Below are 15,575 nucleotides of genomic sequence, written 5' to 3'. Positions count from 1 at the left end.
GTGGCGCGCTGTTCTTCGCCCTGCATCCCCCGCCCTGCTCGAAGCGGGCAAGGCACCGCAGTTCAACGCCGTCTTCTCCGCACTCGATCTGCTGGTGCCGATCATCACGTTCGGTCAGGAAGGCGCCTTCGCGCCACGGGACACCGCGCAATGGCCCGCCTACGGACTGATCGCGGCCGGATGGATCCTGGCCACCACGGTCACCGCCGGAATATCCCGCACGATCAGCCACAATGACCCCGCCACCGCCCTGGGACGACCACCGCCGACGCGAGCGAGTCGTAGGCACAGGCTGGTTGGCTGGTTGACTCTCCCTCCGTGGGAGACCCGAGGGTGGAGCGCATGCACGTCGGTGACGACACGTTCTGGAGTATCGGGGAGGCCGCCCGGCGGACCGGGCTGACGGTGAAGGTGATCCGGCACTGGTCCGACATCGGCATCGCCCACCCGGCCCACCGCACTCCCAGCGGCTACCGGCTGTACGGGACCGAGGCGCTGGCCCGGCTGCAGTTGGCGCAGACCCTGCGGGGGCTGGGCCTGGGGCTGGCGACGATCCGGGACGTGCTGGAGCGCGAGGACACGCTGGCGGAGGTGGCCGCGACGCACATCGACGCGCTGGAGACGCAGATCCACACGCTGCGTACGCAGCAGGCCGTACTGCGCTCCGTAACCCGCCGCGACACCACTGCCGAGGGGCTCACCGTCATGACCGAGCTGGCGCGCATGTCCGCCGCCGAACGCCGCACCGTCATCCACGACTTCGTCACCGACACCCTGGGGAAGCTGGACGTCCCCACCTACCGGCGGGGCCTGCTGGCAGCCGCCCCGGATCTGCCCACCGACCCCACCGACGAACAGGTCGACGCCTGGCTCGAACTGGGCGAACTCGTCAGGAGTCCCGAACTGCGGGCCGGTGTGCGGCGGATGGCCCTGTACGCGGCCGAGCACCACCCGGGCGAACACGGGGAACGCGCGCTGCGGGACGCGGAGCGCGTCACGGACGCCTGGCTGCGGCGCGTGGAAACGGCCGTGCGGCAGGGGATCGCCCCGGACTCCCCGGCGGCAGACCCCGTCGTCGCCGCCGTCGTCGCGACGTGGATCCCCACCCAGCCCACTGCGGACGGCAAGCCCCTCGTCGACGACGCGCGGGGCAGGGCTCTGCTCCTTCAGCAGCTCGAAGTCGCCTCCGACACGCATATGGAGCGGTACTGGCAACTCCTGTGCGTCATCAACGGATGGCCCGTGCGGCCGAGCATGGCGGCGGCCGGCCAGTGGCTGACGACGGCGTTGCGGGCCAACTCCGCCCCCGGTGCACGAGCGGCACGGCTCGGCGAGGTCTACGACGCGGGGGAGGACGCCTGGGAACCGGCCGGGGTGCTCCACGCCTGCGACGAGGTCCTGGACGCGGTCGGCGTCCTCGTCGCCGCGGTGACCCCCGGCCAGTTCGACCGGCCGACGCCCTGCGCCGACTGGGACGTGCGCGCCCTGCTCGACCACCTGGTCTGGGAGAACCTGCTCTGGGCCGGCCTGGCCGACGGCGCCCCCCGCTCCGACTTCACCGGAGACCACCTCGGGGACGACCACATCGAGGCGTTCCGTACGGCGTCCCGGGCCGCGCGGTCTGCCTTCGCCCGGCCGGGCATGCTCACGCGGCGGTACGGGCCCGCTCCCGGGCGACGGCTCGTCGAGCAGCTGGTGATCGAGATGCTGGTCCACGGCTGGGACCTGGCCCGGGCTGTCGGGCACCCCTACGACGCCGTCCAGCACCTGGCCGAGAGGGCCCTGCCCGTCGTACGGGAGATCCACGGCGATGCGCCCCGCACCACCGCCGGCTCCTTCGCGCCGCCGCACCCGGTATCCGGGGACGTCGGCGCGCTCGACCGTCTGGCCGCTTACCTGGGCCGCACCGTCACCTGACGGAACAGCCGACCGGACACTCCGTGAGCGTGGCAAAGTCGCGAAAGTGTCCCAGGGCTGTAACAACGGGATCTGTGGTGACCGAATTTCCTCCGGATATTTCCTTTTCTTTGGGGTCGCGCGTGCCCGTTTCTCTCCCATTGGCCGTGTTTGATCTGGGCGTTTGACAGGAACGCACAGGAAATCGATATTGATTACCGGCGGTTACGCGGCGCCTTTCGGATTCTGCCGATTCAGCCGCTGATGCCGATCAAAAGCAGCCATGGCTGCGAAGAAAGGTGAACGACGAGTGACGCAGAACACATTGCGGTCGCGATTCAGCGTCCGCCGGGCGGCTGCCGCGGGCACGGCCCTGCTGAGCGCGGTCGCCGGCCTTGTCCTGGCGCAGCCCGCCCAGGCCGCCGGCCCCAACGGCGCCGTCAACATCCGGGGCCAGGAGTCCTGGAACACCGACGAAATGATGTCGCGGGTGTGCGGCATCGACGGTGACACCGGATACCAGGACTGGTACGTCAACGTCACGACGGGCGAACTCCGCGACCACTCGTCGTGGCGCAAGCAGCCCGTGTGGCACAAGGACGACGGCAAGTGGACCCTGCAGCCGGGGTGGGAGCGCTTCGAAGGGCACTGCGAATATCCGGTGGCCTCCAGCTGGACCTACCGGGACGCATGGCGGCCCATCAGCGAGACCCGCACCAACTGCACGGACAGCGGATACGGCCTGGAACTGACCCGCGAGTACTCGACCTCGAAGTCGTACTCGCACACCGTGGGTGGTTCCACCAGCGTCGAGGCCTCGATCAGCTCCTGGTTCGGCGTTTCGGCCGAGGCGTCCTACAGCTATTCGTGGGCCATCGAGAACTCGGTGGGAATCGCCAACAATGATGTGATCGATATCGGCCCCCAGAAGACCGCTTGGATCGAGGCCAGCCCCACCAAGCGGGTGGTGCGCGTGAACCCCGTATTCAAGGTCGAGTCCTATACGTGGAATACGACCGGTAAGCGCGAGGACGTCATGGACGTCACCACCTGGCGCGGCCGCGGATACGACCGTATTTACTCGTACGGAAACTACATCGACGGCGTCGCCGATGAACTCAAGAGCGACGGCTCGCCGAAGATGACGTTCCGGAAGAAGGACCGGCCCGCCGGGACCGAGTGCAACTGACAGTGAGCGTGTACGGCCACGGCCGCGGGGTGCCTACCGGTGCCCCGCGGCCGTCGGGCGTGCCCGCGTGCCCCACCGGGTGACCGCTCGCAGGCGGCGGCGCCGTCGCGGACCGGGTTGTCGCCGACCATGAGGGTGGCCCGGGGGCCGACGCCGAGGTCGGCGCAGGCCTTGAGGAACCGCTGCGGGTCGGGCTCCTCGCGGGCGGCGCTCTCGTCCACGTCGGTCACCGCGACCGGGCGCCGCAGGGCGTCGGCGAGCATCTGGCCCTACACCGCGCCATGCGCGGCGCCGCCGGTAGGCCGGGCCGCCCCGGTGATCGGCAGGTTCGAGCAGAGCGCGTCGCCGTGCCGGCCGCGCAGACCGAGAAACGTCCCGGCGCCGGCCTGCGGCTGCCGATGCGGGGGAGCCGTATACGAAGGGGTGGAACAACACCTCTGACGGACCGTCCGACTGCGCCTCGGCCTCCCGGCAGATCACCTCGTGGACGCCCTCCCGGTGCTCGGCCGGGGCGCCCGTGAGCCGCAGGAACCACTCCGGGTTCGCCATCGACCGCCGTTGAGGTGGACATGGTCATCCCCTGCCCCGGGCGGACGACGTGACGGACCTGCCGGCGCGGATCGACGACGGGGCGCTCGCGCGGTCACAGTCGCCCGGTCCGCGGTGTGAGGGCGGCGCAACTGAAGTACTCACGGGTCTAACAGCTCGGAAACCGGCGGCAGCCGCGTTCGGACTAGCGTCGTGAGCATGAGGGTGTGGACGCCATTTCGACCGCTGCTCGACAGGCTCGGCACAATCGGCAAGGGCCGTTCCGACAGGGGCAGTTCGGGCAGGGCCGGTTCCGGTAGGGGCGGTTCGGCGCGCCGCCGCAGGGACCGAACGACACCCCGCCGTCGGCCGATCCCTGGCTGGCGCAGCATCAGGGGCCGGGTGGCGGTGGTCATCACGGTCCCGATCTGCCTGCTGCTGACAGTGGCCGGCCTGGCCGTGTACGACCGCGCCGAGGCCCTCGGCGACGCCCGCACGACCCGTGCCGAAGTCGGCCTCAGCCTGCGGGTCCAGGCGCTGGTGCACCAGCTGCAGCGCGAACGCGGCCTGACGAACGGCCTGTTGGGCGGCGAGGACACCTTCCGCACGTCACTCACCGCCACCCGCAAGCGCGTTGACACGGCGCTGGACGCCATGCGCTCCGAATCCTCCGTAGAGGCCGTCGTCCAGCGGCACTTGGGCCGTCTCGCCGCCATCCGCGCCGCCGCCGACAGCGACACCGCCGCCGGACGGAAGCCCACCGCCAAGGACACCGCCGACCGGACCGCGACCCTCACCTTCTACACCACCGCCGTCAACGCGCTCAACGCCGTCGACCCGGTGGCGGAGACCGCGACAGGCGCCGACCGTCAACTGCGGGACGGGCTGGCGGCGTTGCGGGAACTGGCCGCGGCCAAGGAGTCCGTCGCTCTCGAACGAGGGCTCCTCAACGGTGTGTTCGCCGAGGGTGCCTTCCAGGGCCGCGAGTACCTCTCCTTCACCGAGGTGCGCGCCACCCGCGTCGCCGCCCTCACCCGCTTTCGCCAGGTCGCCACCGCATCCCAACGCACCGCTCTGGACAAGGCGTTCGGCACCGCCGACGCCGAGCGAGCCACCGCCTACGAGGACCGGGCGGAAGGCGCCGCCGACGGCTCCGCACTGCGCGCCGACGCCGGCACCTGGTGGGACGCGATGACCGTACTCGTCGACGATCTGTACGCCGTCCAGCAGTCGGTCGGCGACGGCGTACGGGACCGGTCCGATCAGCTCAGTGACGACGCCGAACTGGCCCTCGCCGCCTACCTCTTCGCGGGCATGCTCATGGCCGCCCTCGTCGCGGGCCTCGCCGCCTTCGCCTCCCGTTCCCTCACCCGCCCGCTCGCCGCCCTCGCCGAGGCCGCCCACGACGTGGCCCGGCACCGGCTGCCGGCGGCCGTCACCCGTATCCAGCAGTCCCCGTCCCAGTCCTCCCAGGATCAGGGCCAGGACCAGAACCAGGACCAGGCGGAGCCTTCCGAGGCACAGCTGCTGGGCGGCACGGCGGAGATCACGGAGGTCGCGGCGTCCCTGCGCCAGGTCGAGGAGACCGCCCTCCACCTGGCCGCCCAGCAGGCCGGCCTGCGCCGCAGCACCACCGAGTCGCTCGCCAACCTCGGCCGCCGCAACCAGAACCTCGTACGCCGGCAGCTCAGCCTCATCACCCGCCTGGAACGGCAGGAACTCGACCCGGACGCCCTCGCCGAGCTCTTCGAACTCGACCACCTCGCCACCCGTATGCGGCGCAACGCCGAAAGCCTGCTGGTCCTGACCGGGCAGAACCCGCCGCGCCCCACGGCAGCACCCGCCGACGGCCTGGAGGTCGTCCAGTCCGCCGTCGCCGAGGTGGAGCAGTACCGGAGGGTCCTGATCGCGGCCGTGGAGCCGGTGCGCGTACGCGGTCACGCCGTTGCCGATGTCGCCCACCTCCTCGCCGAACTCCTCGAGAACGGGCTGACGTTCTCGCCGCCGACCGAACCCGTCGAGGTGCACGGCTGGTACGACGCCGAGGACGGCACGTACAGCTTCGCCGTCGTCGACCACGGCATCGGCATGTCCGACGCCGACAAGGACCGCGCGAACGCCCGCTTCGCCGACTCCGGCGAGGAGGCCCTCCTCGCCGCGCCCACCCGGTTCCTCGGCCACCTCGTCGTCGGCCGGCTCACCCACCGTCTCGGGGACGGCGCACAGGTCCACCTCTTCGACACCACCGGCGGCGGCCTGTCCGCACTCCTGGTCCTTCCCGCCCGCCTGCTCGCCCCCGCCCAGAACCAGCAGCTCTCCGCCGCACCCCCGCCCCCCGCCAGGCCCCCAGCTGTCTCCTCCCTGCTCAACGGCTTCCGAGCAGGCGTCGCCCGTGCCGAGGCCAGAACCCCCCAAGGAGCGCCACAGTGACCACCGCCGTCCAGAGTTTCAGCTGGCTCATCTCGGAGTTCGTACGCACCGCGGACGGCGTCACCGACGCGGTCGCCGTCTCCTCCGACGGCCTGCTCATGGCCGCCTCGGACGGCCTCGGCCGGGACCGCGCCGACCACCTCGCCGCCGTCGTCTCCGGCATCACCAGCCTCGCCCAGAACGCGTCGACGACACACGGCTTCCGCGGCATGAAACTCGTCATGATCGAGATGTTCGGGGGCTTCCTCATGGTCGGCCGCATCCGCGACGGCAGCTGCCTGGGCGTCCTCGCCGCCGAGGGCTGCGACGTCGGCCTGGTCGGCTACGAGATGGCCGTACTCGCCGACCGCGCCGGCGAACTCCTCACCCCGCAGCTGGTACGCGAACTCCACTCCGGCCCTCTGGTCACGGGCTAGCCGCCACGCCGGCCCTGTACGAGCCGTACGCGGGCGACCACCGGCAAGTGATCGCTCCCGGTCGCGTCCAGGGCCGACACCTCCGTCACCACGACCCCCCTGCCGAGCACCTGGTCGATCCGCGCCACCGGCAGGGAGGCCGGCCAGCTGAACGCGAACCCCGAGTCGGGGGCGGCGAGTCGGGAGGTGAGCGGAGCCAACCCCCGGTCCTGGACAGTGCCGTTGAGGTCGCCCACGACCAGGAGCCGGTCCGCCGGGTCGTCCGCGACGACTGCCCCGAGCAGTGCCGCGCTCTCGTCCCGGGCCGCCGACGCGAAGCCGCTCGCGCCGAGACGGACCGACGGCAGATGGACCACGTACACCGCGACCGCCCCCTCGGGCGCGGCGACCGTGGCCCGCAGCCCGCGCTGCCAGCCGTCCGGGAATCCCGCGGGCCGGATGTCCACGGCCCGCACATCCGAGAGCGGGTACGACGACCAGAGGCCGACCGTGCCGTGAACCGCCCGGTGGGGACGGGTGGCGCCCAGGACGTCCTCGTACCCGGACCGCGCCGCGGGCGTCAGCTCCTGCACGGCCACGAGTTCGGCGCCGGTGGCGAGCAGCGCCCGTGCGGTGCCGGCGGGGTCGGGGTTGTCGTCGGCCACGTTGTGCTGGACGACGCTCAGGTCGTACGAGTCCGGCCCCGAGACGAACCACAACCCGCCGAACAGCCACACCCAGGCCAGCGCGGGCAGCAGACACGCGACCAGCCCTGGCACCGACCGCCTGAACAGAGCGAGCCCGCCGAGCAGCGGCACGGCAACACCCAGCCACGGCAGAAACGTCTCCAGCGCACTCCCGAGCCGCCCGACCCCGTTGGGCACGACAGAGTGCAGCACCAGCAGCCCGGCGACACCGACGGCACCCCCGACGATCCCGTACTCCCACCACGGCCTGCCTCGCACGATCACCTGGCCTCCTTGTCGCGACGGACGACGCACCTGCCTGCCGGACGGTTCCCCATGGCGTCGATGACAGAGTGGCGTACATGACACGCGACGAGCTGCTTGCCGCACTGTCCGGGCTGCGGCGGGCCCAGATGGGCAGCCGTCGTGCGCCGCACAAGCCGCTGCTGGTGCTCTGGTTGCTGGGGAGGTACGCCGGCGCGGGCAGCACCGTGGTCACGTACGAGGAAGCGGAAGAGCCCGTCAGCCGTCTGATCAACGACTTCGGTCCGGCGGTGACCAGCAGAGCGCGGGCCCGGGAACGAGCCGCGATGCCGTTCGTACACCTGGAGCGGAACCTGTGGGACCTCCGGGACCGGGACGGTGCCTCCATAGGTCCGGATGCCCCGGAGCGGGGCAACTGGCTGCGGGGACGCGGCACTCACGGGCGGCTGCACCCCGAGATCGAGCGCCTCCTCGCAGACCCGCCCACGTTCGCGGCATGCGTCCGGCTGCTCCTCGAACAGCACTTCACCCCGGCGCTGGAAGCACCGATCTGCGACGCCGTCGGCCTCGACCCGGCCGGACTGGACGACACGACCTCCACCCCGACGGAGAACAAGCGCCGCAAGCGGCGAGCCGGCTTCGCCGAGGAGGTGCTGCACGCCTATGCGTACGCCTGTGCCTTCTGCGGCTTCGACGGGGCGCTCGGCCGGAATCCCGTGGGCCTTGAGGCCGCGCATGTCCGCTGGCACAGCCAGGACGGCCCGGACGAGGTCCACAACGGCCTCGCACTGTGCGCCCTGCACCACACTCTCTTCGACCTCGGGGTACTGGGCCTCCTGCCCGACCTGCGCATCCAGGTGTCCCAGCTGTACGTGGCACGCAGCCCGGCAGGGCAGGCCATAGACGCCCTCCACGGGCTCCCGGTCGCGATTCCCCGCCCGGGACGACCCCGTATAGACGGGAAGTTCGTCCTCTGGCACGGGCGGCAGGTCTTCAAACACCCTGGGACGCAGGCGGCGTAGGCGATGCCATGCTCGAACGAGTCCGGCGCGCACACTGACTGACGGATCGTCAATAGCGCGTCATCAATGCCGTGCCGACAAGCGGTCGGCGGACGCCCAGGGCCTCACGAACTGGGCACGGACGCGGCTGACCACGAAAGCTGCCTACGGGACCGGGCGGACAATCCGCTCTGCCGCATCAAGGGCCAGGCCCCAGGGGAATTCCTTCGGCTCTCCCCGCCCCGGCTGGTTCGGAGCGAACCCGCCCTCCCCGTACAGCACTTCAACGCCCATGTCCCGCAGCTCGCCGACACTCCGCTCGAACTGGCGATGCTGGACGTAGGCCGCGTTCACGCAGGGCATCGTCACCGTCGGGATGCCCTTGCCGATGCCCTCGGCGACGACCCCGACCACGAAGTCCCGGGTCAGACCGAGCGCCCACGCGTTCACCGTGTTGAAGGTGGCCGGCGCGAACACGATGCCGTCGGCCTTCGGCCACACGTCGGGCTCGCCGGGGAGCTTGTACTCCGAGCGCACGGGGTGCCCGGTCAGTTCCGCCAGCCGGCCAAGTCGGTCCCCGAGCCAGCGGGCTGCTGTCGGCGTCAACCCGAGGCACACATCGAAGCCCCGCTCCTGCGCGTCTGCGATCACCTCCGCCACGTCGAAGACGGGAGGCGCCGCCGAGCCGAACAGATACAGAGTCCGTGAGGTCATGCCCGCCATCCCACCCCGACGCGTGGATCGCAGGCAACCGCCCCCGGACCAGGCTGATTCGAGGACGGACGCCGGACCCGCGCGTTGCTGCGCCGGCCACGGCGCGGCTCGCGTGGACCGGGGCGAACGGCGGACTCAACGACAGCCACATCGCGCGCGACGCCCAGTTCGTCGCCCGCGGCGGCATCCTGCTCTGAACCTGGCCGGCACGCGGCCCCCTCTCCGTCTGGAGGGCGGGGCCGCTTTCGTCATACTCCGATCGCAGCGAGCGTCCGGTCCGTGTCCGACAGCTCATCCAGCACCACATGGGCGCCAGCGGCGCGCAGGTCGCTCGCCGAGGTGCGGCCCGTAGCCACTGCTACCACCCGGACTCCGGCCTCTCGTCCTCCGGCGACGTCGGCTGGAGTGTCTCCGAGGAATGCCGCTCCCGACGGGGCCACGGCGGCCCGCTCAAGAGCGGCGCGCAGCAGCTCGGGTCGCCCCTCGCCGTCCTCGGCGTACGCGCCCTGGTCCAGCCGCACGTAGCTGTCCAGACCGAACACCGCGAGCTTCACTTCGGCGGCCTGCCTGACGTTGCCGGTTACCACCGACTGCCGCACGCTCCGCTCGGCGAGAGCCGCGAGCACCGCCGCAGCGCCGGGCAACGCGTGTCCCCGCTCGCGCAGTTCGGCCGCGCGGCGGACATGCAGGGTTCCGAGCGCGTCAGCAAACCGTACGAACAGGCCGTCGTCATAAGGGATGTTGTGGAGGCGCAGGGTCTCCCGCAGGATCACACGCTCCGTCGACCCGGTCACCGCCGCCTGCTCCCGCAAGGGCACGCCAGTCACCTGCTGGAACGCCTCGCGCCACAGCTCTCGTCCGAGACCCCGCGTCGCCATCAGCGTATGGTCTATGTCCCACAGCACCAGCTCCGGCACCAGTGGCTCCATTCTCTGTCCGAACCGGACCTCCCCAGGTAGCGCGCACCCTACGCTCATACATAGGAGCAAGGAGTAAGCGCATGGTTGCAGCGGACCTCCCCATCGGGGACAGGATCAGGCACTACCGCGGCGGCCGCCGACAGGATGCGGTCGCTGGCCTGGTCGGTATCTCACCCGACTACCTGTCTCAGATCGAACGCGGCCTCAAGGTGCCGTCTCTCCCCATCCTGTACGCGCTCGCCCAGGAATTGGGTGTTCCTGCTGCCGCGCTGCTGTCTGAACGACGGCCGGTCGAAGAGGCAGCCGGTGACACCGCCGAGACCGTGGTGGGACGCGCACTGCTCGGCTACTGCCCGGCGCGCACCACACCCGTGCCGGCGAGTGCGTTGAGGGACCGGGTGGAGGCGGCGTGGCAGAGCTGGCAGACCAGTCCCGACCGGTTCACCAGGGCAGCCGAGACCATGCCCGACCTCGTCGCCGACATCGAGCACGCCCTGCGCGCTGCGCGAGCGGGGACCGACGCGGTGGAACGACGCGCTGTCCTGCGAGCCGCCGCCGATCTGTACTGCCTGCTCCGTTCCTACCTTCGGCGCACCGGACGCGTCGACCTCGCCATCCTCGCCGCCGACCGGGCGATGCGTGCCGCAGAGGACGCCGACGACCCTCTTCGCATCGCCGCCGCTCAGTGGAACCTCGGCCACGTACTCCTCGCCGCCAACCAGGCCGTCGAGGCCGAGGAGTTGGCCCTACGCGCGGCCGAGCAGGTGGCTGTGGCCCAGAAGTCTGAGACCGACCGAGCTGCCATGGGCGGTGCTCTTCAGCTTGTGGCGGTCGTGGCTGCCGCCCGCCGGCGCAGGTGGTGGGAGGCCAGGGAGCGGCTGACGAAGTACGCGGCGCCAGCGGCCCGCGCCGTGTCCGACTCCAGCAACGTCGGATGGACAGTCTTCGGGCCGACGAACATCGCGCTGCACGCTGTCTCCATCGAGATGGAGGCGGGGGAGACCGGCGAGGCCCTGCACACTGCGGACGCCATCGACACGAGCGGTCTCCCCAGCCTGGAGCGGGAGTTCACCTTCGGCCTGGAGGTGGCGGCCTGCCACAGTCAACGGCGGGACGACGCCGCCGTGTTGCTTGCCCTCCTTCGCCTGGAGGCGATTGCCCCCGAGGACCTGGCGCGAACACCGCTCGCACGGCAGATGGTGCTGACCGTGATCCGCCGGGCTCGGACGATGCACGCCCGGCAGGCCGAGCAGCTCGCAGTGCGGATCGGTCTGGTCTAGGTCAACGAGCCTGTAGGTCGCCCGAACTGTCAGCTCGGGCGACCTCGATAGCTCCTCCATACGGTCTTCGTGTGAGACAGATCACCGGGACTGCGGAGGCGTGAGCGATGACGCACGAAACGACCAGGCATCCAGCCTCGTCCGGGGGTGTCTTACACGCCAGAGCAGAGGTGGACGAGGCGGTCCGCGACTGGCTCCTGGGGGCGACTGAGTCCCGCGACCGGTCCCGTATGGAGTGGCAGGAGCTCGGTGTCACGATGCTCCAGACCGGTCGCATCTTCTCCGCGATCCGCATGTCCGCACGCCTCGTCCACGCAGCGGCCGGCACCAGCGACATCGACGCCGTGGACAGCTACCTGGTCCGGGGCCTCGTCGGAGGCCCCGCCATCCACGACCCTGACCGCTGCCGCTACTACGCCCTGGTGTCCGCCGACCTTGGACGGCCGTGGGAAGTAACCCGCGATCTCGAGCCCCTCGGGCTCGGCTCCTACGTCGGTGTTCCCCGCCCCGGGCTGGCCGCGGCGGAGGCCGGCCCGGGCACTCCGTACTGGGCGGTGCCGATGGAGTCCGCGGGGACGCTGTGCGTGCCCGCCGCCGTCGCGGCGCTGGTCGAAATCGCCCGCTACGAGCTGGCCACCGCCCCCGCTACAGATGCCCTGGTCTCGCCGCTCCCGAGGGGGCGTCGACGATGAGCCGCACTGAGGGCCGGCCTCGCCCCGTCGGCAGCGCGGGCCAGGACTGGCTACTCGCCTGTAACCCGGACCCTGCCGTCGTGCAGCGCGCGTGGATTTCCCTGGAACTCGCCGAGTTCCCGACCGGCCCGCCGCACTGGCGTGTTGCCGAGGCGCCGCTCCTGCCCTCGGTGGAAGCCATCGCGAGGATGGGCGGGGACCGGATCGGTCCCTTGCTCGCTGACATACACCGCAGTGTCGCGTGGTGGCTCCTCCCGCCCGACCTCACCGGCGAACTGGACGGCATACGTCAGCTCACCGTCCGCCCGGCCGGCTGGGTCCTCAGGTGCCCGCCCGTCCTGCACTCGGTCGACGGCCGGTGGTGGCTGGAGCGGCCTGACGGGTCCGGCGTGCTCACTGCTCCTGCCGTACTCGCCGCCTTGCTCAGCCCCGGCAGTGCCCGACTCTCCACGGAGGCATCCAGATGACCGCGACAACACCGTTCCTCGGTCAGGAGGACGTCGGCGCCCCGTCGTTTGTGGAGCACCTGCTGAAGGCCGCGGTCACATCCCGCGAGCAGGCCGCCGTCCAGGCCCTGGTGGAGGAGGAGCGGATCCTCACCAACGACGCCGTCCGCAGGAATCTGGTCCGCCAGACCGACGACGGGGGCATCCAGTTCTGCTGGCAGTTCCTCGCCTACAACCTGCACAGCGTCGGACTGGACGAATCGGGGCGCGCGTTCGTCAACTTCATCCTGTCCATGGCCTGGTGCGGCCAGACCAGTCTCGTGCACGTGAGGGAACTCGACGAGCGACGCCTCGCGATCCTCCTGCGCGCCATGATCCAGCTGTCCGGCAACGACAACCTCGCGATCACCGTGCACTGCTGAGACCCGCAGCTTCCCGTTACTGGCCCGCGCCGATCGAGCCGGTAACGGGATGAGCCCCGCCGCCCGTGCTCGGACCCTGCACCGGCGGCAGGAGGGCGACCGCCCCTACGCCCCCGTTGGGGGCGGTCGCCCGTCAGCCGCCAGCTCGGCGAGCGGGACCTCGAGCGCGCGGGCGATCAGCAGTAGATCCGCGTAGCGGGGGTCGGTGACGGCGTTCTCGTAGCACTGGATGGTCCGTCGCTCGACGCCTATGCGGTCGGCCAGTGCCGTGACCGGGCAGGTCGACCGTGTGGTGATCCCCCTGACATGGAACCGGAACAGACTTGCCTGACCGCGATGCGCGTCGCGTCGCTCCGGGCGCTGCCCGTGTCAGTGGCACCCACTACATTCCCGGAATGGTCGAACTGGACTCCCTCCCCGCCACCCGCGACGCCTACGACGCCGTCGCAACGCGCTACGCACAGAGCTTCGCCGACACTCTGCGCGACCGGCCGCTGGAGCGTGCGCTGCTTGCCGCATTCGCCGAGTCGGTGCGCGCTGGTGGTGACGGCGAGGTCGCGGATCTGGGCTGCGGACCCGGGCACATCACCGCTCATCTACGGCGGTTGGGACTGCGTGCCTTCGGTGTTGACGCGTCGCCCGCGATGATCGGGCTGGCCCAGGAGGCCAACCCCCAGTTGCGGTTCGAGGTGGGCTCGATGGCGGCGCTCGACATCGCGGACGGCGCGTTGGGCGGGGTGCTTTCGCGATCCTCGATCATCCATATCCCACCGCAGGACGTCCCGACCGTGGTCGCGGAGTTCGCCCGGGTCCTGGCCCCTGGCGGTCACCTGCTGATCAGCTGCTTCGCCACCGACGACTTCGCGATCCCCACGCAGTCCTTCGACCACTCGGTGACGACGGCCTATCGCTGGTCGCCCGACCGCCTGGCGGGCCTGCTGCGTGATGTCGGCGTGAGCGAGACCGCCCGCGTGCTGTGCGAGCCGAAGCCCACCGACAAGCGGCAATTCCAGGAGTTGCAATTGCTGGCGGCCAAGAACTAGTTGTCCGACCACTGGGACGCCAGTCGGATGTGCCGTTGCATCCCTCCGACTGCTGGGGGCGTGGTGGCCCAGCCTGTCCGTGTACGCAGCTTGACCGACCCCCCCCGCCCCCGCCACAGGCAGGCCTGTAGCCAGACTGCCCTGTGTCGGACCGTCCGCTCATGCATCGCTCACGCGCTGTTGGCTGCCGAGCAGCGCCTGGTCAGACCTGCCCGAGGTCGATCTCTACCGGGAACGGGGCCACTACCTTGAGGACGCCGGTGAACACGTCTCCGTCCCGGTAGGTCTTCGTCGCGGGGTCGAGAACGTAGGTGTACACAAGGGGAACGCCTGTCGCGGCCTGCTCGATCCGCCAGTAGAAGCCGATGCCTGCCTTGGCGTACTGGTCGACCTTCACGATCCGGTCGGTGGTCTCCGAACCTGGCGACACCACCTCCGCGACCAGCAGCACGTGCTCGGGGCGGGTTGGGGTGATGTCGATGGTGTCGGCCTGGTACACGACGACGTCGGGGCGGCGATTGGTGAGCGGGACGTCCTGAAGCCGGACGTCGAAGTCCGTGTCGGCGCTCCACTCCGGACCTGCCGCGGCATCCAGGGCGTTCGCCAGAATCCGGGCCAGCCGGTTGCGCCGCTTGGACGCACTCGGACTCACGACGACCATCCCGTCCACGATCTCGATGCCGGAGCACTGCTCCTCGGACCAGGACTCGTACTCCTCCGCCGTGATCTGCTCATGCATCCACGCCGGGGCAACCATCTCGGCCGTCATGAAGCACCTCCCGGACGCTGTTCTGCGGACCCGATCCCACTGGACTCAGCGTACGGTCTGCCGTCCGTCCGGCATGCCGATCTCGCTCACACCACTCCCCGTCGGCCGGCATCCGACCAGCCGGCCCACGACAAGTGAGGAGGTGGCGCCCGGCTGCGGAACGTCCCGGTCGGCAGCCGCGCCTTCGTCGAGGGACCGTACGGGACGTTCACCTCGCTGCTCCGGACCCGGCCCGGCACCCTGCTGATCGTCGGGGGTGTGGGATCACGCCAGTGCGGGCCATGCTGGAGGAGGCGCCCGGCGACGTCGTCGTGCAACTGAACGAGGTGCGCCACCTGATGACGCTACGGGCGGACGGCTGCACCTGCTCACCGGCAGAACCAGTGAGGGCGGTACTGCGTCGTTCGGCCCGGGCGGCCTGCGCCGGCTGATCCCCGACATCACCGAACGCGACCTGTGCGTCTGCGGCCCGCCTGCCATGACCAGGGCCGTGCTCGCCGACCTACGAGACCTGCGGGTCCTGCGCGACAGGTGCACGCCGAGCAGTTCGGTCCGGTCTGAACCGGAAAGTAGCCCGATGTCCAGACCTGCGCACACAGACCCACTACCGGCCAAGCAGTCCCCGTGGCTCACGCAAACGGCCCCGGACGAGGAGTCCGAGGCCGAATAGGAGCGCTACCTGGGGAAGAAACCCCAGGTCAGAGCGGTAATGCGTTGTGCCCTCGGCAGGATTCGAACCTGCGACACCGGCTTTAGGAGAGCCGTGCTCTATCCCCTGAGCTACGAAGGCCGGGATGTGTGGGCCAGGAGACGGATCCCCGGCAAGGATGCAAATCCGCTGGTCAGAAGCGGTGCCACGTACCCTGCATCGGTGCCTGCACGGACAACATGGCGTACCAA

The 15,575-nt window shown here is 70.5% G+C and carries 16 protein-coding genes and 1 tRNA gene; 10 read left to right on the top strand and 7 right to left on the bottom strand.

From position 1 onward, the window contains the following. Positions 1–318 precede the first annotated feature (318 nt). Positions 319–1,917 (top strand): TIGR03086 family metal-binding protein, encoded by a 1,599-nt coding sequence (locus ACH4TV_RS28265; RefSeq protein ID WP_398402867.1) that lies wholly within the window; start codon positions 319–321, stop codon positions 1,915–1,917. 289 nt (positions 1,918–2,206) lie between these two features. Continuing rightward, positions 2,207–3,085 (top strand): hypothetical protein, encoded by an 879-nt coding sequence (locus ACH4TV_RS28260; RefSeq protein ID WP_398402865.1) that lies wholly within the window; start codon positions 2,207–2,209, stop codon positions 3,083–3,085. Here the strand turns inward: ACH4TV_RS28260 and ACH4TV_RS28255 are convergent. Then, positions 2,989–3,348 (bottom strand): HAD family hydrolase, encoded by a 360-nt coding sequence (locus ACH4TV_RS28255; protein ID WP_398402863.1) that lies wholly within the window; start codon positions 3,346–3,348, stop codon positions 2,989–2,991. The genes ACH4TV_RS28260 and ACH4TV_RS28255 overlap by 97 nt on opposite strands. 667 nt (positions 3,349–4,015) lie before the next feature. Here ACH4TV_RS28255 and ACH4TV_RS28250 point away from each other — a divergent pair. Both ACH4TV_RS28250 and ACH4TV_RS28245 read left to right on the top strand, forming a co-directional pair. Further along, positions 4,016–6,043: a nitrate- and nitrite sensing domain-containing protein gene (locus ACH4TV_RS28250; protein WP_398402861.1), complete on the top strand. Its 2,028-nt coding sequence runs from the start codon at positions 4,016–4,018 to the stop codon at positions 6,041–6,043. Beyond that, complete coding sequence (locus ACH4TV_RS28245; RefSeq protein ID WP_398402859.1) at positions 6,040–6,459, top strand: roadblock/LC7 domain-containing protein; 420 nt, start codon at positions 6,040–6,042, stop codon at positions 6,457–6,459. The genes ACH4TV_RS28250 and ACH4TV_RS28245 overlap by 4 nt, the downstream gene beginning before the upstream one ends. Here the strand turns inward: ACH4TV_RS28245 and ACH4TV_RS28240 are convergent. Beyond that, complete coding sequence (locus tag ACH4TV_RS28240) at positions 6,456–7,403, bottom strand: endonuclease/exonuclease/phosphatase family protein (protein ID WP_398402857.1); 948 nt, start codon at positions 7,401–7,403, stop codon at positions 6,456–6,458. The genes ACH4TV_RS28245 and ACH4TV_RS28240 overlap by 4 nt on opposite strands. 83 nt (positions 7,404–7,486) lie before the next feature. Here ACH4TV_RS28240 and ACH4TV_RS28235 point away from each other — a divergent pair, with 83 nt between their 5' ends. Beyond that, a complete protein-coding gene (locus ACH4TV_RS28235) occupies positions 7,487–8,410 on the top strand; it encodes a phosphorothioated DNA-binding restriction endonuclease (protein WP_398402855.1) in 924 nt (307 codons plus the stop codon). Between the two features lie 144 nt (positions 8,411–8,554). On the opposite strand, the gene ACH4TV_RS28230 is transcribed toward ACH4TV_RS28235, so the two are convergent. Together ACH4TV_RS28230 and ACH4TV_RS28225 are read right to left on the bottom strand one after the other, a co-directional pair. Beyond that, positions 8,555–9,103: a flavoprotein gene (locus ACH4TV_RS28230; protein WP_398402853.1), complete on the bottom strand. Its 549-nt coding sequence runs from the start codon at positions 9,101–9,103 to the stop codon at positions 8,555–8,557. Between the two features lie 248 nt (positions 9,104–9,351). Continuing rightward, on the bottom strand, positions 9,352–10,020 hold the full coding sequence (locus tag ACH4TV_RS28225) for an HAD family hydrolase (protein ID WP_398402849.1): 669 nt from the start codon (positions 10,018–10,020) through the stop codon (positions 9,352–9,354). An 83-nt stretch (positions 10,021–10,103) separates the two neighbouring features. Here ACH4TV_RS28225 and ACH4TV_RS28220 point away from each other — a divergent pair, with 83 nt between their 5' ends. The 4 genes from ACH4TV_RS28220 to ACH4TV_RS28205 all read left to right on the top strand — a co-directional run bounded on the left by ACH4TV_RS28220 (position 10,104) and on the right by ACH4TV_RS28205 (position 12,863). Next, positions 10,104–11,303, top strand: coding sequence for a helix-turn-helix domain-containing protein (locus ACH4TV_RS28220; protein WP_398402847.1), 1,200 nt, complete (start codon positions 10,104–10,106; stop codon positions 11,301–11,303). Between the two features lie 230 nt (positions 11,304–11,533). Continuing rightward, positions 11,534–11,995, top strand: coding sequence for a hypothetical protein (locus ACH4TV_RS28215; protein ID WP_398402845.1), 462 nt, complete (start codon positions 11,534–11,536; stop codon positions 11,993–11,995). Further along, on the top strand, positions 11,992–12,462 hold the full coding sequence (locus tag ACH4TV_RS28210) for a hypothetical protein (RefSeq protein ID WP_398402844.1): 471 nt from the start codon (positions 11,992–11,994) through the stop codon (positions 12,460–12,462). Before ACH4TV_RS28215 ends, ACH4TV_RS28210 begins: the two co-directional genes overlap by 4 nt. Then, positions 12,459–12,863, top strand: coding sequence for a hypothetical protein (locus tag ACH4TV_RS28205; protein ID WP_398402842.1), 405 nt, complete (start codon positions 12,459–12,461; stop codon positions 12,861–12,863). Before ACH4TV_RS28210 ends, ACH4TV_RS28205 begins: the two co-directional genes overlap by 4 nt. Positions 12,864–12,968: 105 nt before the next feature. Here ACH4TV_RS28205 and ACH4TV_RS28200 read toward each other — a convergent pair whose 3' ends face one another. Continuing rightward, positions 12,969–13,127: a helix-turn-helix transcriptional regulator gene (locus tag ACH4TV_RS28200; RefSeq protein WP_398403016.1), complete on the bottom strand. Its 159-nt coding sequence runs from the start codon at positions 13,125–13,127 to the stop codon at positions 12,969–12,971. A 131-nt stretch (positions 13,128–13,258) separates the two neighbouring features. Between ACH4TV_RS28200 and ACH4TV_RS28195 the strand changes: the two genes are divergently transcribed. Beyond that, positions 13,259–13,906, top strand: coding sequence for a class I SAM-dependent DNA methyltransferase (locus ACH4TV_RS28195; RefSeq protein WP_398402840.1), 648 nt, complete (start codon positions 13,259–13,261; stop codon positions 13,904–13,906). Between the two features lie 202 nt (positions 13,907–14,108). On the opposite strand, the gene ACH4TV_RS28190 is transcribed toward ACH4TV_RS28195, so the two are convergent. Together ACH4TV_RS28190 and ACH4TV_RS28185 are read right to left on the bottom strand one after the other, a co-directional pair. Beyond that, positions 14,109–14,675, bottom strand: a complete 567-nt coding sequence (locus ACH4TV_RS28190; protein ID WP_398402838.1) for a Uma2 family endonuclease — start codon at positions 14,673–14,675, stop codon at positions 14,109–14,111. 717 nt (positions 14,676–15,392) lie between these two features. After that, positions 15,393–15,465, bottom strand: a tRNA-Arg gene (locus ACH4TV_RS28185). Positions 15,466–15,575 lie beyond the last annotated feature (110 nt).

The sequence above is a fragment of the Streptomyces sp. NPDC020898 genome (assembly GCF_044333925.1).
Taxonomy (GTDB): Bacteria; Actinomycetota; Actinomycetes; order Streptomycetales; family Streptomycetaceae; genus Streptomyces.
This window is presented reverse-complemented; position numbering and strand designations above follow the sequence as displayed.

Bases quoted from the DNA above. Each gene is read 5' to 3' on its own strand.
- ACH4TV_RS28255 (WP_398402863.1), bottom strand. From the start codon at position 3,348: ATGCTCGCCGACGCCCTGCGGCGCCCGGTCGCGGTGACCGACGTGGAC.
- ACH4TV_RS28195 (WP_398402840.1), top strand. From the start codon at position 13,259: ATGGTCGAACTGGACTCCCTCCCCGCCACCCGCGACGCCTACGACGCC.
- ACH4TV_RS28230 (WP_398402853.1), bottom strand. From the start codon at position 9,103: ATGACCTCACGGACTCTGTATCTGTTCGGCTCGGCGGCGCCTCCCGTC.
- ACH4TV_RS28220 (WP_398402847.1), top strand. From the start codon at position 10,104: ATGGTTGCAGCGGACCTCCCCATCGGGGACAGGATCAGGCACTACCGC.
- ACH4TV_RS28210 (WP_398402844.1), top strand. From the start codon at position 11,992: ATGAGCCGCACTGAGGGCCGGCCTCGCCCCGTCGGCAGCGCGGGCCAG.
- ACH4TV_RS28205 (WP_398402842.1), top strand. From the start codon at position 12,459: ATGACCGCGACAACACCGTTCCTCGGTCAGGAGGACGTCGGCGCCCCG.
- ACH4TV_RS28215 (WP_398402845.1), top strand. From the start codon at position 11,534: ATGGAGTGGCAGGAGCTCGGTGTCACGATGCTCCAGACCGGTCGCATC.
- ACH4TV_RS28190 (WP_398402838.1), bottom strand. From the start codon at position 14,675: ATGACGGCCGAGATGGTTGCCCCGGCGTGGATGCATGAGCAGATCACG.
- ACH4TV_RS28235 (WP_398402855.1), top strand. From the start codon at position 7,487: ATGACACGCGACGAGCTGCTTGCCGCACTGTCCGGGCTGCGGCGGGCC.